This window comes from Pseudohalioglobus sediminis, assembly GCF_008370495.1.
In the GTDB taxonomy this organism is placed as follows: Bacteria; Pseudomonadota; Gammaproteobacteria; order Pseudomonadales; family Halieaceae; genus Halioglobus.
The window spans coordinates 300890-319926 of sequence record NZ_VTUX01000007.1; the positions used below are offsets into that span (position 1 = coordinate 300890).

Here is a 19037-nt window from a genome sequence, read left to right on the forward strand (position 1 = left end):
GCCGCCCCTTGAAAGGGGGCGGCGATTATACAGGCATGGCGCCTAGAAGCTATAGCGAATGCCAGCCTCTATAGAGCGACCGGCCTCGGGAGCGATGTCGCGCAGGAAGGAGGTACTCAGGCGAATCTCCTCATCGGTGACATTGTTGAAGTTCACGAACGTCACCAGATCGCCTCCGCCCACGGGCAGGCGGTAATCCACGCCGAGGTCCCAGCGGGTATAGCCCTCGGTAGCCGCTTCGTTATCACCGGGACGATTCTGGTCTGCAGCATCAACCACGCGGCCCCAGACGTCCCAACTTTCGCTAACCCAGTTCAGGCGAGCACCGAGCCGCCGCGGGGGCAGCCGCGGGACATCACCACCACTTTCCAATTCGCCGCGCGTCAGGTCACCGAACAGCCCCAGGCGCAGGTCCCCGGGACCGATAGCCGCGAGGGTGAAATCGGTATCGAGTTCGATCCCCCAGAACGAGGCGTCTTCCTGGTCGTACACATAAACGGCGACCTCATCTACTTCAGTGCCCGTGGACATCAGCCCGATATAATCACGAAAATCGTTGTAGTAGAGGTTGATGGCAACGTGATGGCCATCGCCCTGCCAGTCAATACTGAAATCCACGTTGCGCGAGGTTTCCGTGTCGAGCGCGGCGTTACCGATCTCTATGGCGTTAGTTGCCGCATGCACAACCAGTTCTTCCGCGTCGCGTGCCTCCACATTGGAATAGAGCTCTTCGGTTGTAGGCGCGCGCTCCGCCAGCGACAGCGCCAGGCCCAACTGCCAGGCTGGCGTCAAATCCCACAGTGCCGAGCCGGACGCGCTGAGGGAGTTGAAACTGTTGCTGTCAGCCGCATAGGTGTCGGGGTCGCGCTCGGCATAGTCGTAACGAGCGCCCAGCTCGAAGGTCCAGTCTCCGCTGTGGTAGTCCTCCAGCAGAAACAGCCCGAGCTCCTGGTTATCCGTAACCGGGATAAACGCCTCCTCACCGAGCGCGCTGAATTCTCCGGAGATAAGCTGCGCGCCTATCACGCCGTGAAAATTGGCAACCGTGTCGTGCACCAGCTCCAGGCGGCCTTCCCAGGCTTCATTCGCATAAGTGGTACCGATTTCACCGGAACCTTCTATTTCACTGTGCTCGTAATCGGTGTAGGTGAGAAAACCGCGAAATACCTCTACGCCGGCGAAAGGTTCATGCCAGTGCAGTGCCGCGTCGTAACGGGTCTGCTCCACGTCGAGGGTGACGCCATCACCATGACCGTGCTCATCCTCTTCATGGTGCTCTTCATCATCGAGGTGTTCTTCATCCTCGAGGTGCTCGTCCTCATCGTGATCTTCATGCTCGTGGTCTGCATGGGCCCCTGCCGGAATACCGTAGCGATTTTCCAGGCGGTTGACCGCAAGGCCAAAGAAACCCGAATCAAAATGGTAGCTTCCGCCGAGGGTCAGGCTCTTGGTGCGGCCGCCGGTGTTGGCCAGCACCCCCTTGCGCTCGCCCTCTTCCCCGGCTTCGTGCGCTTCGTGGTCCTCGTCATGGTCATCATGCTCCGCCTCGGTGGAGGCGTAGCCGGGAATATCCATGTCGTTCCAGTCCCGATACAGGGCATCGGCGTGAATCGCGAGGTTGCCGCTGCTGCCGTCGAAACGCGCAACCACGTTATCCATGTCCGTGGCGCTGTCGTGGCGGTATTCCACGGCGCCGGTGGGCTCATCGGGCAGGGAAGTGGGTATGCGGTTGTCGAGCACGTTGACCACCCCCCCTATCGCGCCGCCGCCATAGAGCAGGGTGGCGGGACCGCGCAGGATTTCGATGCTGTCTGCCAACAAGGGCTCAACAGACACCGCGTGATCAGCGGACAGGTTAGAGGCGTCGGCACTGCTGGTGCCGTTCTGCAGCACGGTGACCCGCGCGCCCTGCTGGCCTCGAATCACCGGCTGACCAACGCCGGGCCCGAATGAGGCATTGGCCAGCCCCGGAGTCGTCCCCAGGGTATCGCCCAGGGTGCTGGCCGCGGCACGGCTGAGCGCGTCACCGGACAAGACGGTAACTGGCAGGGCGGTTTCAGCGGTTTTCTTGTGCAGAGGAACAGACACCAGCACGTGTTCGAGGGGCAGCTGCTCGGCAGCCGCGTTCGCCGCGGCAACAGCCACGGCAATCGGTACAAGACGTTTCATTTGTTAACTCCTGATAGTGTCGAAAGTTTGACTGTGTCAGGAGTGTGCCGGGGGCCCCCGGGCGTTGAAGGGTGAAACCACACCAGTGATGGGAGCGGTGACGATGACATCATCTGCAAACGTTGCCAGCCAGGTCGGCCCGGCGCACCCGGCGATATCCGTCAGTTGCGCATCGGCGCTGTGCTTGCAAAGCAGGCACTCGACATAGGTGTCGTCCAGCTCATGCCAGTGGCCCGCTTCCTGCGCCTGCACAGCGGCAGTGAAGACCAGCGCCACAAACGCCAGCGACCGGGCCAGATTGCCGGGGCGGCGCAGATGCTGTAGTGAGAACGACGAATGCATAGTGGCGCAGATTCTACTCGACTTTCATCACTGTAGTCACCTTTCCGATCAACCGAACCAGGCCAGCAGGGTATTGATGATCAGGGCGTTACTCAGGTCGATGAAGAAAGCCCCCACCAGCGGCACCACTACGAATGCCCGGGGCGCCGGGCCCAGTGCCTTGGTCACGGCAGTCATGTTGGCAATGGCAGTGGGCGTCGCACCCAGGGCGAGGCCTGAGTAGCCCGAACAGATCACCGCCGCATCGTAGTTGGCGCCCAGCAAGCGGAACACGACGAAAACCGTGAACAGCACGATCAGCACCAGCTGCACTGCCAGCAATATGAGCATGGACCCGGCCAGGTCCGCCAGCGCCCAGAGCTGCAGGCTCATCAGCGACATCGACAGGAACAAACCCAGGCTGACATCGGAAACCAGCGCCAGCGAGCGCGTTCCGGTTGGCCACTGGTAGCGCGGCAGGAACCGCGGCAGGCTGTTGGTGAGTATGATCCCGGCGAACAGGCAGGTTACAAAGTCCGGCAGCATCAGGCCCCATCCGCCCAGCAGATCGTTGAGGTGCATGCCCACACCGATAGCGATGGCAATCACCAGCAGCACTTTGAGAATACCGTCGACATCGATTATCTCGTGTTCCTTGTAGCGAAAACCGACCGTAAGTTCGCCGCTGTCTTCCGGGTTGAGCTTGTTGCGCCAGACCAGGTAGCGGGCAATGGGACCACCGATCACACCACCAAAAATCAGCCCGAAAGTGGCACATGCAAGACCCACTTCCATCGCATAGGGCATGCCGTACTCAGCTGCAAAGGTGGGAGCCCAGGCTATGGCGGTACCGTGACCACCACTGAGGCTAACCGATCCGGTAAGGACCCCGAGGGCAGGCGGTGCGCCATTGAGCATCGCGACGCCGATTCCTGCCAGGTTTTGCAGGAACAGATAGCTCACGGCCAGCACCAGCAAAATCAGCAGGGAGCGGCCACCCTGCTTGAGCACGTCGATACGGGAGGACAGGCCAATGGTGGTAAAAAACACGATCAGCAGCATGTCCCTGTTGGCCATATCAAAGGTGACCTCGGAGGCGGTGAAGGCATACACCAGGGCAAAGCCCAGCGAGGCCAGCAAGCCCCCGGTAACCGGCTCAGGAATATTGTAGTCGCGCAGCAGCCCGACGCGCCCATTGATATAGCGCCCCAGGTATAAAACCAGGATGGCTACGATCAGGGTCTGGCGTGGGTCGAGTTCCACGGGCTATTCAGCGGCGCAGGGTCAGCGTAACGAGAAGGTTGCGACAACGCTGTCAGCGCGCAGCAACTCAAGCGTTTGTCCGCTAATGCGATAGGCATCCACACTATCCAGCATCTGCAGGAATGCCTGTTCCAGCTCGGCACCATCGACACAGGCGCGCATCGTTGAGGCCAGCGGCCCGAACTTGATCGGCGTGCCATGCACGGAGTGACCCTCACTGCTGAACCCGCCGCTATAGCGATTACAGCCGGCAAAACCTGCTACCGAGCCCTCGTCGTGATCCAGCACCATATCAGCGGGTGCACCGCCGGCTCCCAGCGCCGCCGCTTCGCCGTGCAATGTCTGCAGCAGCCAGGTGGCCTGTGTGGCGTCATTCTCTGCGGAACCTGCCGGCACTGCCGCCGGGGGCGCGTCGTCAGCTTGCGCCGGTGGCGGCTCCTCGGCCGGCGCCTTGGTCACCGGTTCGGCGACACGCTGCACCATTATCTGTACCGGGTTACCACTGAATGGGTCAATGTACTCGGTAGTGGTGAACAGCAGGCGGTCGCCTCGCGATATGGTGGCACGCAGGGCATAGCGCATGCGCGGATCAATCACCGTAGGATCGTAATTGATGGTGAAGGGATACGGCGGTCCCCCCTGCGGCTGGATCAGCACACTGGTCATAACCGTCGCCATGGCATCTGCCCTGGATATGTCCTGCAGTTGCACCTCCAGTTCCGCACCGGGCGGCAGCATCATGCGCTCCCGGTAAAACACTTCGCCTTCTATCGTTGACACCTTACCCACCTCCCCCGACGCCTGCTCCGGCGCACCAATGTCGTCACCGCCGCAGGCAGACAGGAACAGCATCACCGGCCCGAGGACCAGGGCACCCAGCGCAGTGGCATTCTTTGTCATAGCTGATTTCCCGATTGATCGCGTTCTCATGCGGAGAGCTGCTCCAGCATTGCCCGCATTTTGCCGTGCACGGCATTCAGCGCCTTGAGCGGGCGCACCATCACCTTGAACTCACATATTTTCCCCTGCGCGTCGAAGGTCATGATATCGACCCCATTGACCTGCAAGCCATCAACCTCGCAGACGAACTCCAGCACCGCATAATTGCCGCTGACAACTTCCTTGACGTAGTGGAATCCGTCATTGAGCACGTGCATGGCACCGGTCAGGTACAAGCGCGTGATGTCACCGCCCTGCTGCGGTGTATGCACCACCGGCGACAGGAATACGCACTCACCTGCTATCAACTCTTCAAGCAACGCTGCATCGCTGGTGGCGACGAATCGGTGCCACTTGGCCAGGGTTTCGTGCATTACTCGCTTCCTGTTTCATATTCCGTACGCTGTGCCAGCATGGTAGGTCACCGCGGGAGAGTTTCCAAGCCGCCATGTCCAACGCACGCCAGAACGACACGGGCTCCGTGTCGATACCGGGCCACCCCTGGCCGCACACACAGCAAACTTGATCCAGATCAAGCGTGCCGAAGATAGCCCGGTGCGCAGGCTTCAAACATCCTATATATAGACTTAAGGCGTATGGGTTCAGCGGGTGATGCCTGCTAGCGTCAACGATAATAAGCAATACTCAATTCAGCCGGAAAATGCGCTACCGCTCACGGCGGTTACGGGTTTTCCGTCATCAGCAGCACGGAGAATCCGTTATGAGCTCACCGGAGACCTTTTATGATGTCTTCCGCCAGCAGGGCATCAGCAGGCGTTCCTTCAATAAATTCTGCTCCCTGACCGCCGCCTCGCTGGGCCTCGGACCCAGTTTCGCACCCAGGATTGCCCACGCCATGGAGACCAAGCGCCGCACGCCGGTGATCTGGATGAACGGCCTGGAATGTACCTGTTGCTCAGAGAGCTTCATTCGCTCGGGACACCCGCTGGTATCCGATGTGGTGCTGTCGATGCTGTCGCTGGATTACTCCCACGTGCTGATGGCGGCGGCCGGACACCAGGCCGAGGCCGCGCTCGAGGAAACCCGCACCCAGCACGCCGGGGAGTACATCCTCGCCGTTGAAGGCAACCCGCCGCTCAACGAAGACGGCATGTTCTGTATTGTCGGCGGGCGCCCTTTCCTGGAACAACTCAAGGAAATGGCAGCGGGCGCCAAGGCCATTGTGGCCTGGGGATCCTGCGCCTCCAACGGCTGCGTACAGGCCGCCAAGCCCAACCCGACCCAGGCCACGCCCATTCACAAGGTCATTCGCGACAAGCCCATCATCAAGGTGCCCGGTTGCCCGCCCATTGCCGAAGTGATGACCGGCGTACTCACCTATATCCTGACTTTCGACCGGCTGCCGCCCCTGGATCGCCTCGGTCGCCCGGAAATGTTCTACGGGCAGCGCATCCACGACAAGTGCTACCGCCGCCCGCATTTTGATGCCGGCCAGTTCGCCGAGGAGTGGGACGACGAAAACTCCCGCAAGGGCTACTGCCTGTACAAGATGGGCTGCCGCGGTCCCACCACGTATAACGCCTGCTCCACCGTGCGCTGGAACGAGGGCGTGTCCTTCCCCATTCAGTCGGGCCACGGCTGCATTGGTTGTTCCGAGGAAAATTTCTGGGATAACGGCCCGTTCTACGACCGCCTGGCCGAAGTGCAGACGCCGCTGGGCGTGGAGGCCAACGCCGACAAGATCGGACTGACTGCGGCGGGCGTCATCGGCGCCGGGGTGGCAGCACATGCCGCCGTATCCGCCCTCACCCGGGTGCGCAACCCCAACAGCGGAGAATAAGCAATGACTGTGCAAACACCCAACGGCTTTACCCTGGACAACGCCGGACAGCGCATAGTGGTAGACCCGGTCACCCGTATCGAGGGTCACCTGCGCATCGAAGTCAACGTCGACGACAGCAACATTATTCGCAACGCCGTCTCCACCGGCACCATGTGGCGCGGCCTGGAAGTCATCCTCAAGGGGCGCGACCCGCGCGATGCCTGGGCCTTCACCCAGCGTATTTGCGGCGTCTGTACCGGCACCCACGCGCTGACTTCCGTGCGCGCCGTGGAGGATGCCCTCGACATCCAGATTCCCGAGAACGCCAACACCATCCGCAACCTGATGCAGCTGGCGCTGCAGGTACACGACCACATCGTGCACTTCTATCACCTGCATGCGCTGGATTGGGTGGACGTGGTGTCGTCACTGTCCGCCGACCCGCGCGCCACCAGCGAACTGGCGCAGTCGATTTCCGCCTGGCCGAAGTCATCCCCGGGCTACTTCCGCGACCTGCAGGCGCGCCTGAAAACTTTCGTCGAGTCGGGCCAGCTGGGCCTGTTCCGCAACGGTTACTGGGGCCACCCGGCCTACAAGCTGCCCCCGGAGGCCAACCTGATGGCGGTGGCGCACTACCTGGAGGCTCTGGATTTCCAGAAAGAAATCAAGAAGATACACACCGTTTTCGGCGGCAAGAACCCTCACCCCAACTGGCTGGTAGGCGGCGTGCCCTGTCCCATCAACGTCTCCGATACCGGTGCCGTCGGCGCCATCAATATCGAGCGCCTGAACCTGGTGAAACGCATTATCGACGAGTCGCGCCAGTTCTCCGAGCAGGTCTACCTGCCGGATCTCAAGGCCATTGCTTCCTTTTACAAGGACTGGGGTTTTGGCGGCGGCCTGTCCAGCCAGAACGTGTTGTCCTACGGCGACATTCCCGATCACGCCAACGACTATTCCGCAGCCAACCTGATGCTGCCCCGGGGCGCCATCATCAATGGCGACCTGAGCACCGTGCACGAAGTAGACCAGCGCGACAGCGAGGAGATCCAGGAATTCGTCAGCCACTCCTGGTACAGCTACGACGACGAGAACAGGGGCCTGCATCCCTGGGACGGTGTCACCGAGCCCAATTTCGATCTGGGCCCCAATTTCAAGGGCACCAAGACCAAGATCGAGCAGCTGGACGAAAACGCCAAGTACTCGTGGATCAAGAGCCCGCGCTGGAAAGGCCACGCCATGGAAGTGGGCCCGCTGGCACGCTATATCATCGGCTACGCCCAGAACAACCCGGAGTTCAAGGAACCTACCGAGAAGCTGCTGTCGGAACTGGACTTGCCGGTTTCAGCCCTGTTCTCCACCCTGGGCCGCACTGCGGCGCGCGGGCTGGAATGCGTCTGGGCGGCAGACAAGATGGACTACTTCTACAACAAGCTGATCAGCAACATCCGCAATGGCGACCTGGCCACCGCCAATACCGAGCGCTGGGATCCCTCAACCTGGCCCAGCGACGTCAAGGGTGTCGGTTTTACCGAGGCGCCGCGCGGGGCCCTCGGCCACTGGATCCACATCAAGGACGGCCGCATCGAGAACTACCAGGCGGTGGTCCCGACCACCTGGAATGCCGGCCCCCGCGACAACGAGGGCAATATCGGCGCCTACGAGGCCTCCCTGCTGGACACACCCATGGCGGACCCGGAACAGCCGCTGGAGATCCTGCGTACGATTCACTCCTTCGACCCCTGCCTGGCCTGCTCCACGCATGTGATGAGCCCCGAAGGTGAACCCCTGTCAGACGTGAAGGTTCGCTGAGGCGGCGAGCGAGGAGACGGCCATGACCAGTTCTTTCGAATCCAAGCCGCGGCCGAAAGGCTTTCTCAGCGCGGTGGTGCACCACGCCACCGAAGTGCAGACGCCGGCGGCCAAGATCTATGTGTACGAGGCGCCGGTGCGTATCTGGCACTGGTTCAACGCGCTCTGCATTGTGCTGCTGGTGATCACCGGTTACCTGATCGGCAAGCCCCTGCCCTCTGTCGAGGGCGAGGCCTCCGAACTGTTCGTGTTCGGCTATATCCGCCTTATCCACTTCGCTGCGGGGCAAATCCTTGCCATCGCGCTACTGTTTCGTATTGGCTGGGCGATTATCGGCAACCACCATGCGCACCAGCTGTTCCTGCCCCCACTGTGGAGCGCCAAGTGGTGGCGTGAGGTGTGGCACGAGGTGCGCTGGTACACCTTCCTTGAGCGTACGCCCAAGAAGTACGTCGGCCATAACCCGCTGGCGCAGCTGGCCATGTTCTTCCTGTTCCTGCTGCCACTGCTGAACGCTGTGGCCACCGGCTTCGCCCTGTATGCCGAGGGCGCGGGTACAGACAGCATGTGGTACACCCTGTTTGGCTGGGTGTTCACCGTATACGGTGACAGCATGCACGTGCACACCGTCCACCGCCTGACCATGTGGGTCATTGTCTGCTTCTCCCTGATCCACATCTACGTCGCTATACGCGAGGACATCATGAGCCGCCAGAGCCTGGTGTCCACCATGATTTCCGGCTGGCGTTACTTCAAGGACGACAGGGAATGAGCGGCCGCAGCCAGGCGCTGGTACTTGGCGTCGGTAACCTGCTGTGGGCGGACGAGGGCTTTGGCGTGCGCTGCGTGGAGGCTTTCGACCAGCACTTTGCCGTGGGCGATGACATCACCGTCGCCGACGGCGGCACCCAGGGCCTGTACCTGGTTGACCTGCTGCGCGACCACAATCCCGTGGTCATCTTCGACGCGGTGGATTTCGGCGACGCTCCCGGCACCCTGCGGCTGGTGCGCGACGACGACATTCCGGCATTCGTGGGCGCCCACAAGATGAGTTTGCACCAGGCCGGCCTGCAGGACGTGATTGCCTGCGCCAAACTGCTCGGCGGCTGCGCCAGCGACATGTTGTTGATCGGTGTGCAGCCGGTGGAACTGGAAGACTATGGCGGCAGCCTGCGTGACGAGATCAAGGCCTGCATCCCCGCGGCCCTGGACAGGGCGGCGGAATACCTCGCTGAACGCGGCTACACGGTCACGCCGCGCAGTGCGCCGGCAGCGAGCGACGTGATCACCCCGGGGCTGGACCTGGCCAGTTACGAAACTGGTCGCCCCAGCGACCACGCTGCCTGTCGCCACGGTGACGAGCGCGTCCTGCTACGCTCTGCCAAGGCCTGATATGTGCGTTGGCGTGCCCATGCTGGTGACGGACATCCTGCCTTCAGGGGCGGCGCACTGCCTGCCTTACGGCGAACCCGGCGTGGCGCACACGGTAGAAGCTTCACTGCTGGACACGCCGCCTGCGGCAAATGACTGGCTACTGGTGCACGTGGACGTGGCAATACGCGCGCTGGACCCCACCGAGGCACAGCAGATCGGCGACGCGCTGAGGGCGGTAGAAGCTGCTGCCGCGGGCCAGCCCTTCGAACACCTGCTGGCAGACCTGATTGAGCGGGAGCCGGAACTCCCGCCGCACTTGCGCAATGATTGAACTCGAGGAATCCATGGCTGAAGAAAGCGTTGCCATTACTGACATGCTGGGTTGCGGACTGCTGCAGCTGGCCGCGGACGACGATATCGACACCATCAGTCGCGCCGAGGGCTTCAAGGTACTGTTTTTCAGCGGCGGCAAAAGCCGGCGCTCTGACGCCCACGATGTCGCCGTGGCGCTCAGGGAAATCCTCAAGGATTATCGCGGGCGCGTGCGCGCCCTGCTGGTACCCGGCGACGACAACCCCGAGCTCAGCGCGCGATATCGCGTGCTCGCTACTCCCAGCCTGGTGTTGTTGAAGGACGATGCCATACTGGAAGTGATCCCGCGGGTGCGTGACTGGGCAGACTATGCCGGGGCTTTCCAGCGCTACCTCGGCAAGCCCGGCGTTGCCGGCACGGAGACAAACTGATGAACGAAACAGAAACGCAGGGCGCGGAGCTGATTCCACTGCAGGACCTGGATCGCGGCAACCCCATGATCTGGGAGGGAGAAGAACCCGCCCAGGGCGTATTTGTCGCACCCGGGGAGGACAGTGACCCGCTGGCACTGCTGGGGTCACCCTCGGTGACACTGCCGGTCGCGCCAAGACTGCCCTCCGACTTCGAGATTTCCGCCGCGCTGGGCGCCAGGCTCAGGGCCCTCGATGAGGCACTGCAGAGTGTCGCCGGCGGCGAGCGCAACGCTGCCAGGGTGTCACTGGAAACACTGGACCCTGCAGATCGGGAAGCGGTACCACTCCTGCTTGGCAACGGCGAGGTAAGCGGGTCACTGACACTGGATGCCATCGCCTACCAGTTCCAGGAAGCCGTGACCCCCGGTGTGTGGATGGTCACCGGGTCGGATGGCAGCAACTGGCTGGAAGTGGCCGCAGTGCCCGGCATCGTGGACAGCGCAGCCAGCAGCCTGCGCCAGGCCCCGATAGCGCTGCCACAGCATGTTCCCGAGGTCATGAACGGCCTCGCGGTGCTGGCAGAAGTCAACGAGCATGCTGCGCAATGGGACGGGGCCGCCCCCCACAACCGCATACTCAACTTCACCCTGATGCCCATGAGTCCGCAGGACCAACAGCTACTGATTGACGTGCTTGGCCGCGCAGAGTTGGTGCTGGAATCCGGCGGCTTCGGCAATTGCCGGGTGATGGCCACAACGGTGCGCCATGTCTGGGCCGTGCAGTACGTCAACGCGATGGGCAACACCATCCTGGATACGCTGGAAATCGGCCGCATCCCCGATGCAGTGCTGGCGGCGCAGGAGGACTTCGAAGACTCTGCAAAACGCCTGCGGCAGATACTGGACACCTACCTGGACCAGCACTGTGCGCAGTGATCCCGCGCTGACATGAACGGTTTCGAGGGCTCCTTCCTGGGCAACAGCGACCGCATCAGCCCGGACGCGGCGCTGGAATGCGGTGTGTGCTGGTGGGTGTACGATCCGACTCAAGGTGACGAGACCTGGCAGATACCCGCTGGCACCCCCTTTGCAGAGCTGCCCGCGCACTGGCGCTGCCCCAGCTGCGATGCGGCCGCATCCCAGTTCATGGTGCTGCACGATGATGATGCGGAACTACAACAGAAGCCGAGGCCTGCTATCCCCGAAAGCCGCGCCCAACTGCGCCAGCGGGAACGGCAGATACTCGCCGCCTATACCGCGGTGGATGCGCGCATGCGCGACCTGCCTGTCTACAATGGCAAACTCACCATACAGGTTGTCGGCCTGCAGTCGTGGCAGGAATCCCTGCTCGCAGTGCTGGTCACGCCCTGGTGTATGAATATCCTGAGATTACCCGGCGACAGCGAGCGGCTACCCATTGAGGGCAGCTCTCGCGATATCGCGTTTCCCTCGGGCAGCTACAGCTTTACCAGCGGCCAGGTCGAAGGCCTGGGCGCGATTGAAAGCTGTTCGCTGTTCTCCCCCATGGAGCAATTCGACGACCCGCTGGTCGCGCGGGAAGTCGCCGCACACGCACTGGAAGCACTACTGCAGGCGCCGGAGCCCGCTCCCATCAGCCGCCGTCATTTCCTGCGCGGCGGCAGGAATTCGACGGATGACGCCGCTCGCTAGCCAGGGCCCGCGTATCGAGGTGCGCCTGGGCCGGGGCCGCGTGGACATACACCAGCATCGACCCAACGTGCTGGCGCAACTCACCGGTATGCCACTGGCACAGGCGCTGGCCCTGGTTCCCAGGCTGCTGCCGGTATGCGGCGCAGCACAATCCATAGCCGCCGCACGCGCGGTGGAGGCAGCCCGCGGCATGGCAGCTGAAGCGCCTGCTGAGGCGGAGAGAGAACAACAGCTCGTGCGAGAACAGGCCGCCGCAGCAGGCTGGCGGCTGGCGGTGGACTGGCCGGACATCACCGGTGCGCCGCGGCAGATGGCATGGCTCAAGCGTCTGCGCGACAGCAGCAGCGATGCACAGCGCGCAGCGCTGCTGATGGACGCACTACCGGGGCTTGCCGGGGTGCAGACAATGGCCGACCTGCTGGACTGGTCTGCAGCCGGCGACGGCGTTGCCGCACAGCTGCTGGCGTCAATCGGCGCATTGCAGCAGGGCGCTGCAAGCCGCCGGCGCCGGGGCGATGCCCTGCTGGCGCGGGCGCGGGATATACTGGCAGGTCCGGAGTACGACCCATTGGCCCCCGGCGCGCAGGCGACAGAAGTCGGCCCGTATGCCATGGCGCGACACCACCTGGCGGCGCAATTGGAGCACGCCCCCGGGCAGGCCTTCCAGCGCACCGCGGCCCTGCTGCTGGACACACTGGCTATCGCGGAGACGCTTGCCGGGCAGGCAATGACAGCGCCCGAAGCCAACAGCTGGGCTGAGCCGGGCCGTTGCGGCACCGGGCGCGCCATTACCGCCCGGGGCCCGGTTTTTCACCGCGTACAGCTGGCCGAAGATGACTCCGTGGCGCATTGGCACGCGCTGGCGCCCACCGACTGGCACTTCGCACCTGACGGGGCGGTGGCGAATACGCTGGCCGGATGCAGCGACACCGGCGAGGCCAGGTTGCTGCTTGCCGGTTTCGATCCCTGCGTGCCCTGCACGGTCACTGAAAAGGAGCGCTGAAGCGTGCATGAAGTCGCCCTCTGCCAGAGCCTGGTAGACATTATTCGCGACCAGCAGCGGGCGCGCGGTTTTAAACGCGCGCGCCGGGTTTTCGTGGAGGTCGGTGTGCTGGGCCATGTGGACCCACACGCCCTGTCCTTCGCCTTTGACGTGGAAGCGCAGGGCTCCCCGGCTGAGGGCGCTGAACTGGTGATAGAGGAAATCGAGGGGCGGGCCTGGTGCATGGATTGCTCGGAACTGGTCACTGTTATGCGCCGCGGTGACCCCTGCCCCGGTTGCGGTGGCTTCGGTATGATTGTGGAACAGGGCGACGAGTTGCGCCTGAAAGAACTGGAGGTGGTGTGATGTGTGGAGTATGCGGGTGCGGCGAGGGAGAAGTGCGGATAGAACCGGAACACAGCCACGAGCACCATCAGCAAGAGGCCATCCGTGAGGATCCCAGCGAGCGTTCGCACCTGGTCAGGGTAGAACAGGATATCCTCGCCAAGAACGACGCACTGGCGGGACATAACCGTGCGCACTTTCGCAACCACCGGGTACTGGCATTGAACCTGGTTTCATCCCCCGGCGCCGGAAAGACCACCTTACTGGTCAGGACCCTTGAAGCCCTGCTCCCGGAGACCACGGCAGCGGTGATCGAGGGTGACCAGGAAACCACCGCTGACGCCGATCGCATACGCGAAACCGGCGCACCCGCGGTGCAGGTGAATACCGGCAAGGGCTGCCACCTGGACGCGCAGATGATCGACAGCGCGTTCAACCGCTTGCACTTTTCCGATGGCATCCTGTTCATCGAAAACGTGGGCAACCTGGTGTGCCCGGCCGGCTTCGACCTGGGAGAAGCGCACAAGGTGGTGATCGCCTCGGTGACCGAGGGCGAGGACAAACCGCTGAAATACCCGAACATGTTCGCCGCCTCCAGCCTGATGCTGGTGTCCAAGGTCGACCTGCTGCCACACCTGGATTTTGATGTGGATGCCCTGATTGCCAACGCGCGCCGGGTGAACCCCGCGATCGCGGTGATACAGGTATCGGCGAAGGATGCCACCGGCATGGACAGTTGGCTGCAATGGCTGGCGGGAGCCCGGGGCATGATGGCGGCCACGGCCTGAACGCGTGCGCGCAGAGGCCACCCCACAGGAGCACCCTGCGGAACGCCGCGCAATCCGCGTGCGCGGCCTGGTGCAGGGTGTTGGCTTTCGCCCCCATGTGTACCGCTGCGCACAGGCCTGCGCCGTATCGGGGTTTGTATGCAATGACACACAGGGGGTTTTGATTGAGGCCGAGGGCCACGATCTCGACGCCTTTGTCGAGCTGCTGCAATGCGAACTGCCGCCACTGGCTCGCCTGGACAGCCTGCTGCAGCAGCCGGTGCCCGCGCGCGGCGATAACGATTTTCACATCGCCCCAAGCCGCGGCGGAGCGGCCCGGGGTGCCGCTATTCCCGCGGACGCGGCGATCTGCGATGACTGCCTGCAGGAACTGTTTGACCCTGGCGACCGCCGTTTCCTGCATCCCTTCATTGCCTGCTGCAACTGCGGGCCACGCTACACCATGACCCGCGCACTGCCCTATGACCGGGGCCATACCGCGATGGCGGATTTCGACTTCTGCCCGGCGTGCGCAAGCGATTACACCGACCCCGGCAATCGCCGCTTCCACGCGGAGCCGCTGGCCTGCCACGATTGTGGACCGCAACTATCCAACAGCGTGGAGGCAGTGGCCAGGGCACTGGCAGCAGGCCAGATCGTGGCCATCAAGGGCGTGGGGGGTTATCACCTGGCCTGCGATGCGCGCAACGACGCTGCGGTGCAACAACTGCGCAGCCGCAAGCAGCGGGACGGCAAGCCCTTTGCTGTCATGGTGCTGAACACGCGGTGCGCGGCGCGCTACAGCGAGTTGGACGAGGGCGCCGTCCGGGCATTGCGCAGCCCGGAAAGGCCGGTGACCGTTGCGCCCGTCAACACCGGTAAGCCCGGACTTAGCGCGGAGCTGTCGCGCGACCTGGGTACGCTCGGGATAATGCTGCCCTATACCGCCGTGCACTACCTGTTGTTCCATGCTCTGCTTGGCTGTCCCGACACCAGCCGCTGGCTGCGGGAGGCAAATGACATCGCCCTGGTGATGACCAGCGCCAACATCAGCGGCGAACCCCTGATTACTGATGCGGTCACTGCCGCAGCACGGCTGGGGGGCATCGCCGACTGCTTCCTGCACCACAATCGCGACATTCCCGCGCGCGCGGACGACTCGGTAGTGCGTGCCAGCGCGCGGCAATACACGGTCATTCGCCGCGCCCGGGGCTTCGCACCGCACGCCATCAAGCTGCACAGCGACGGCCCTGCTGTGCTCGCCCTGGGGGCACATCTCAAAACCACCGTCACACTCACCCGCGGCAACCGTGCGCATATTTCACCTCACGTGGGCGACCTCGACACAGCCGAAGCCATCGCCCTGCACAGGGAAACAGCGAACGCGCTGGAACAGATGCTGCAGACAGCGCCACAACGTGTGGCCTGCGACATGGCAGACGATTTCGCCTCGACCCGCCTGGCGACACAGCTCAGCGAACAGCGCAACCTGCCACTGCTGCGCGTGCAACACCACCACGCCCACGTGGCAGCGGTGCTGGCGGAGCACCGCGTGACGGGGCCGGTGCTGGGCATGGCCCTGGACGGCCACGGGCAGGGCCTGGATGGCGCAGCCTGGGGTGGCGAGTTACTCCGCGTGGACGGTGCTGAAATGCAGCGGGTTGGCCACCTGTCAGCCCTGTCGCTGCCCGGCGGCGATCGCGCCGCACGGGAGCCGTGGCGCATGGCCGCAGGCATCTTGCATCGGCTGGATCGAAGCGACGAAATTGCCGACCGCTTCCGCGACCAGCCACTGGCGGCGGCGCTGGGCCAGTGGCTGCGAACCGGCGAAACCGGAGACACCACCTCGGCCGGGCGCCTGTTTGATGCCGCGGCGGGCTTACTGGGCATTTGCCCGGTAAGCCGTTTTGAAGGTGAAGCGCCGATGCTGCTGGAAGGTCTGGTGCGGGGCGAGTTGACCGACGGCGATCACTACCAGCTGCTTGACGGGATACTGGATTTTACGCCACTGTTAACGCGACTGGCCGACTGCGCCGACCCAACACGGGGCGCGAGGGAATTTCACGGCACTCTGCTGCGCGGGCTCACCGACTGGGCGCTCGATGCCGCCGCACGGCAGCGAGTGGACACCATCGCACTCTGCGGCGGCTGCTTCATCAATCACTACCTGGCGACGGAACTGCCTTTGCGGTTGCAGGCCGCGGGGCTGACCGTGCTGCAAGCGGTTGCCATGCCGCCCAACGACGGCGCTATCAGCCTGGGGCAAGCCTGGGTTGCCTGCCATCACGACACAGCGAGAGCATAAGACCATGTGTTTGGCCATACCGGTACAGATAGACCAGATCCTCGATGCAGAAAACGCCATCGCCTCGGTGGGCGGCATCCTGCGTGAAATCAACACCGCACTGGTGGATGACCTGCAGGTGGGCGACTACGTCATCCTGCATGTGGGTTATGCCCTGTCCAAACTGGACGAGGACGAGGCGCAGGAAACCCTGCGCAGCATGGCCGAGGCGGGCCTGCTGGAGGACACGCAGCCATGAAATACGTCGATGAATTTCGCGATGGCGAACGTGCCCGTGGCCTGGCCCGGGCGCTGCATGCAGAAGCAGACCCCGGCCGCCACTACCGACTGATGGAATTCTGCGGAGGCCATACCCATGCCGTGTTTCGCTACGGCGTGCCGGACCTGTTGCCGGACAATATTGAATTGATCCACGGGCCTGGCTGCCCGGTCTGCGTGCTGCCCATTGGCCGCCTGGATATGGCCATTCGGTTGGTGGAGAAGCACCCGGAAGTCATCCTCGCCAGTTACGGCGATATGCTGCGGGTACCCGGCAGCGGGCGTCGCACACTGCTGCAGGCCAGGGCCGACGGTGCTGACGTGCGCATGGTCTATTCCGTCAGCGATGCACTGGCGCTGGCGCGCGCCAACCCTGAAAGACAGATGGTGTTCTTCGGCATTGGCTTTGAAACCACCACCCCGCCCACTGCCCTGGGTATCCTCGAGGCGCGGCGCAGCGGGCTGGAAAACTTTTCCGTGTTCTGCAATCACGTGCTCACGCCGGCTGCGATGGGGGCGATCCTCGATGTGCCGGAGACCAGCGCGGAGACCGTGGACATAGACGGCTTTATCGGGCCCTCCCACGTCAGTGTCATTATCGGTTCGGGCGCCTATCGCTTCTGCGCAGACGCTCACCACAAACCGGTGGTGATCGCCGGGTTCGAGCCACTGGACGTACTGCAGTCACTACTGATGCTGGTACGCCAGTTGAACGAGGGCCGCGCCGAGGTGGAGAACCAGTACATTCGTGCGGTGACGCCGACAGGCAATGAACGCGCGCAGGCCATCGTGGATGACGTCTTCACCCTGCGCGACAGCTTCGAATGGCGCGGTCTGGGCCAGATACCGCACTCCGCCCTGGGCCTGTCTCCGGACTATGCGGAATTTGATGCCGAGCGACGCTTCGACATGGCCTACGTGGCGGCGGAGGGCACCAAGGGCTGTGAGTGCCCTGCGGTACTGCGCGGTGCGAAAAAGCCTGTCGACTGCAAACTGTTCGCCACCGCCTGTACGCCCGAGAATCCGCTGGGTTCCTGCATGGTCTCCGACGAGGGGGCCTGCGCCGCCTACTTTACCTACGGCCGCTTCCGCCAGGATGCGCTGGAACGCCAACAGGCCCAGCGCCAGGCGCACCGGGAGGCCCGCGAGCAATGACCGCAGGCGAATTCAAGGCCGGCCAGCGGCAGGCGCGACGCCTGGATCTCAGGTCCGGCAGGGTGGAAATGAATCACGGCGCCGGCGGCCGCGCCATGGCGGACCTCGTCGACCTGTTGTTCCGCCAGGCTTTTGACAACCCGCTGCTGAACCAGGCCAACGACCAGGCGCGCTTTTCAGCGCCACAGGGCGACATGGTGATGACCACCGATTCCTTCGTGATATCACCCCTGTTTTTCCCGGGCGGCAACATCGGCAGCCTCGCAGTGCACGGCACCGTCAATGACCTCGCCATGGGCGGCGCGGAACCACTCTACCTCAGTGCGGGGTTTATTCTCGAGGAGGGTCTGCCCCTTGCCGACCTGGCGCGCATCGTCGAGGCGATGGCCGCCGCGGCGCGAGAAGCCGGGGTGCAGATTGTGACCGGCGACACCAAGGTGGTCGAACGCGGCAAGGGTGACGGCGTATTTATCAATACCACCGGGGTCGGCCGTGTGCTGCCCGGGATCCGGGTGTCCGGAGAACTGGCGCGCCCGGGCGACAGGGTTCTGGTCTCAGGCACCATCGGCGACCATGGCGTAGCCGTGATGTCGCAGCGCCAGGGCCTGGCCTTCGCCACCGAACTGCTGTCGGATTCCGCCGCGCTGAACGGCCTGGTCGCCACCATGGCCGAGTGCGCCGGCCCGTCCCTGCGGGTGCTGCGCGATCCCACCCGCGGCGGCGTGGCGGCGACACTCAACGAACTGGCCCACCAGTCAGCTGTTGGCGTGCAACTGCACGAAAGCGCCCTGCCGGTGCGTACCGAAGTGCGCGGTGCCTGTGAACTGCTTGGCCTGGACCCGCTGACCGTGGCCAATGAGGGAAAGCTACTGGCCATCTGTGAAGCCAGCGTCGCGGAACCACTGCTGGCTGCCATGCAGCAACACCCGCTGGGCGTCAACGCCGCGATTATCGGCGAGGTTATCGAAGACCCGCTGCAACTGGTGCGCATGACCACGGCCATTGGCGGCGAACGCGTGGTGGACTGGCTGCACGGTGAGCAATTGCCCCGTATCTGTTGAGTGGCCGGGTGCGCCTGGACCCAGGCGCGAATCCCCACTACCACGGTCAAATCGTCTTTATCCTCGCCTTCACTACGGGCAAAGCGCGCGGCAAACAAAGCATCACCG

The 19037-nt window shown here is 63.5% G+C and carries 20 protein-coding genes; 15 read left to right on the forward strand and 5 right to left on the reverse strand.

From position 1 onward, the window contains the following. Positions 1 to 42: 42 nt before the first annotated feature. The 5 genes from F0M18_RS15045 to F0M18_RS15065 are packed head-to-tail and all read right to left on the reverse strand — an operon-like array spanning position 43 to position 5066. Positions 43 to 2169: a TonB-dependent receptor gene (locus F0M18_RS15045; protein ID WP_149612273.1), complete on the reverse strand. Its 2127-nt coding sequence runs from the start codon at positions 2167 to 2169 to the stop codon at positions 43 to 45. A gap of 36 nt (positions 2170 to 2205) precedes the next feature. Beyond that, on the reverse strand, positions 2206 to 2511 hold the full coding sequence (locus F0M18_RS15050) for a hypothetical protein (RefSeq protein WP_149612274.1): 306 nt from the start codon (positions 2509 to 2511) through the stop codon (positions 2206 to 2208). 48 nt (positions 2512 to 2559) lie between these two features. Next, positions 2560 to 3753, reverse strand: coding sequence for a sodium/glutamate symporter (gene gltS / locus F0M18_RS15055; protein WP_149612275.1), 1194 nt, complete (start codon positions 3751 to 3753; stop codon positions 2560 to 2562). A gap of 21 nt (positions 3754 to 3774) precedes the next feature. Beyond that, positions 3775 to 4653: a YbaY family lipoprotein gene (locus F0M18_RS15060; RefSeq protein ID WP_188109751.1), complete on the reverse strand. Its 879-nt coding sequence runs from the start codon at positions 4651 to 4653 to the stop codon at positions 3775 to 3777. A 26-nt stretch (positions 4654 to 4679) separates the two neighbouring features. Continuing rightward, on the reverse strand, positions 4680 to 5066 hold the full coding sequence (locus F0M18_RS15065) for a nuclear transport factor 2 family protein (protein ID WP_149612277.1): 387 nt from the start codon (positions 5064 to 5066) through the stop codon (positions 4680 to 4682). A gap of 347 nt (positions 5067 to 5413) precedes the next feature. Between F0M18_RS15065 and F0M18_RS15070 the strand changes: the two genes are divergently transcribed. The 15 genes from F0M18_RS15070 to hypE are packed head-to-tail and all read left to right on the forward strand — an operon-like array spanning position 5414 to position 18929. Beyond that, positions 5414 to 6493 (forward strand): hydrogenase small subunit, encoded by a 1080-nt coding sequence (locus F0M18_RS15070; protein WP_149612278.1) that lies wholly within the window; start codon positions 5414 to 5416, stop codon positions 6491 to 6493. Positions 6494 to 6496: 3 nt separating this feature from the next. Beyond that, positions 6497 to 8287, forward strand: a complete 1791-nt coding sequence (locus tag F0M18_RS15075) for a nickel-dependent hydrogenase large subunit (RefSeq protein ID WP_149612279.1) — start codon at positions 6497 to 6499, stop codon at positions 8285 to 8287. Positions 8288 to 8309: 22 nt separating this feature from the next. Next, complete coding sequence (gene cybH / locus F0M18_RS15080) at positions 8310 to 9059, forward strand: Ni/Fe-hydrogenase, b-type cytochrome subunit (protein WP_149612280.1); 750 nt, start codon at positions 8310 to 8312, stop codon at positions 9057 to 9059. Then, positions 9056 to 9679: a HyaD/HybD family hydrogenase maturation endopeptidase gene (locus F0M18_RS15085; protein WP_149612281.1), complete on the forward strand. Its 624-nt coding sequence runs from the start codon at positions 9056 to 9058 to the stop codon at positions 9677 to 9679. The genes cybH and F0M18_RS15085 overlap by 4 nt, the downstream gene beginning before the upstream one ends. Before the next feature lies 1 nt (position 9680). Further along, positions 9681 to 9992: a HypC/HybG/HupF family hydrogenase formation chaperone gene (gene hypC, locus F0M18_RS15090; RefSeq protein WP_149612282.1), complete on the forward strand. Its 312-nt coding sequence runs from the start codon at positions 9681 to 9683 to the stop codon at positions 9990 to 9992. Next, on the forward strand, positions 9985 to 10404 hold the full coding sequence (locus tag F0M18_RS15095) for a thioredoxin domain-containing protein (RefSeq protein ID WP_149612283.1): 420 nt from the start codon (positions 9985 to 9987) through the stop codon (positions 10402 to 10404). The genes hypC and F0M18_RS15095 overlap by 8 nt, the downstream gene beginning before the upstream one ends. After that, complete coding sequence (locus F0M18_RS15100) at positions 10404 to 11321, forward strand: hydrogenase expression/formation protein (RefSeq protein WP_149612284.1); 918 nt, start codon at positions 10404 to 10406, stop codon at positions 11319 to 11321. The genes F0M18_RS15095 and F0M18_RS15100 overlap by 1 nt, the downstream gene beginning before the upstream one ends. Before the next feature lie 12 nt (positions 11322 to 11333). Next, positions 11334 to 12056 carry a [NiFe]-hydrogenase assembly chaperone HybE gene (gene hybE / locus F0M18_RS15105; protein ID WP_149612285.1) on the forward strand — a complete coding sequence of 241 codons (723 nt, stop codon included), beginning with the start codon at positions 11334 to 11336 and terminating at the stop codon, positions 12054 to 12056. Further along, on the forward strand, positions 12040 to 13059 hold the full coding sequence (locus tag F0M18_RS15110) for a hypothetical protein (RefSeq protein ID WP_149612286.1): 1020 nt from the start codon (positions 12040 to 12042) through the stop codon (positions 13057 to 13059). The genes hybE and F0M18_RS15110 overlap by 17 nt, the downstream gene beginning before the upstream one ends. Before the next feature lie 3 nt (positions 13060 to 13062). After that, the gene (gene hypA / locus F0M18_RS15115; protein ID WP_149612287.1) at positions 13063 to 13404 is read left to right on the forward strand and encodes a hydrogenase maturation nickel metallochaperone HypA; all 342 of its coding nucleotides are present in this window, start codon (positions 13063 to 13065) and stop codon (positions 13402 to 13404) included. After that, on the forward strand, positions 13404 to 14171 hold the full coding sequence (hypB, locus tag F0M18_RS15120; RefSeq protein ID WP_149612288.1) for a hydrogenase nickel incorporation protein HypB: 768 nt from the start codon (positions 13404 to 13406) through the stop codon (positions 14169 to 14171). Before hypA ends, hypB begins: the two co-directional genes overlap by 1 nt. A gap of 4 nt (positions 14172 to 14175) precedes the next feature. Next, positions 14176 to 16455, forward strand: coding sequence for a carbamoyltransferase HypF (hypF, locus tag F0M18_RS15125; RefSeq protein WP_149612289.1), 2280 nt, complete (start codon positions 14176 to 14178; stop codon positions 16453 to 16455). Between the two features lie 4 nt (positions 16456 to 16459). Beyond that, a complete protein-coding gene (locus tag F0M18_RS15130) occupies positions 16460 to 16693 on the forward strand; it encodes a HypC/HybG/HupF family hydrogenase formation chaperone (RefSeq protein WP_149612290.1) in 234 nt (77 codons plus the stop codon). Then, the gene (hypD, locus tag F0M18_RS15135) at positions 16690 to 17868 is read left to right on the forward strand and encodes a hydrogenase formation protein HypD (RefSeq protein ID WP_149612291.1); all 1179 of its coding nucleotides are present in this window, start codon (positions 16690 to 16692) and stop codon (positions 17866 to 17868) included. The genes F0M18_RS15130 and hypD overlap by 4 nt, the downstream gene beginning before the upstream one ends. Further along, entirely contained in the window at positions 17865 to 18929 is a 1065-nt protein-coding gene (gene hypE, locus F0M18_RS15140) for a hydrogenase expression/formation protein HypE (protein ID WP_149612292.1), read from the forward strand. The genes hypD and hypE overlap by 4 nt, the downstream gene beginning before the upstream one ends. Positions 18930 to 19037: the final 108 nt, after the last annotated feature.

Bases quoted from the DNA above. Each gene is read 5' to 3' on its own strand.
- F0M18_RS15045 (WP_149612273.1), bottom strand. From the start codon at position 2,169: ATGAAACGTCTTGTACCGATTGCCGTGGCTGTTGCCGCGGCGAACGCG.
- F0M18_RS15050 (WP_149612274.1), bottom strand. From the start codon at position 2,511: ATGCATTCGTCGTTCTCACTACAGCATCTGCGCCGCCCCGGCAATCTG.
- F0M18_RS15060 (WP_188109751.1), bottom strand. From the start codon at position 4,653: ATGACAAAGAATGCCACTGCGCTGGGTGCCCTGGTCCTCGGGCCGGTG.
- F0M18_RS15065 (WP_149612277.1), bottom strand. From the start codon at position 5,066: ATGCACGAAACCCTGGCCAAGTGGCACCGATTCGTCGCCACCAGCGAT.
- F0M18_RS15070 (WP_149612278.1), top strand. From the start codon at position 5,414: ATGAGCTCACCGGAGACCTTTTATGATGTCTTCCGCCAGCAGGGCATC.
- F0M18_RS15075 (WP_149612279.1), top strand. From the start codon at position 6,497: ATGACTGTGCAAACACCCAACGGCTTTACCCTGGACAACGCCGGACAG.
- cybH (WP_149612280.1), top strand. From the start codon at position 8,310: ATGACCAGTTCTTTCGAATCCAAGCCGCGGCCGAAAGGCTTTCTCAGC.
- F0M18_RS15085 (WP_149612281.1), top strand. From the start codon at position 9,056: ATGAGCGGCCGCAGCCAGGCGCTGGTACTTGGCGTCGGTAACCTGCTG.
- hypC (WP_149612282.1), top strand. From the start codon at position 9,681: ATGTGCGTTGGCGTGCCCATGCTGGTGACGGACATCCTGCCTTCAGGG.
- F0M18_RS15095 (WP_149612283.1), top strand. From the start codon at position 9,985: ATGATTGAACTCGAGGAATCCATGGCTGAAGAAAGCGTTGCCATTACT.
- F0M18_RS15100 (WP_149612284.1), top strand. From the start codon at position 10,404: ATGAACGAAACAGAAACGCAGGGCGCGGAGCTGATTCCACTGCAGGAC.
- hybE (WP_149612285.1), top strand. From the start codon at position 11,334: ATGAACGGTTTCGAGGGCTCCTTCCTGGGCAACAGCGACCGCATCAGC.
- F0M18_RS15110 (WP_149612286.1), top strand. From the start codon at position 12,040: ATGACGCCGCTCGCTAGCCAGGGCCCGCGTATCGAGGTGCGCCTGGGC.
- hypB (WP_149612288.1), top strand. From the start codon at position 13,404: ATGTGTGGAGTATGCGGGTGCGGCGAGGGAGAAGTGCGGATAGAACCG.
- F0M18_RS15130 (WP_149612290.1), top strand. From the start codon at position 16,460: ATGTGTTTGGCCATACCGGTACAGATAGACCAGATCCTCGATGCAGAA.
- hypD (WP_149612291.1), top strand. From the start codon at position 16,690: ATGAAATACGTCGATGAATTTCGCGATGGCGAACGTGCCCGTGGCCTG.
- hypE (WP_149612292.1), top strand. From the start codon at position 17,865: ATGACCGCAGGCGAATTCAAGGCCGGCCAGCGGCAGGCGCGACGCCTG.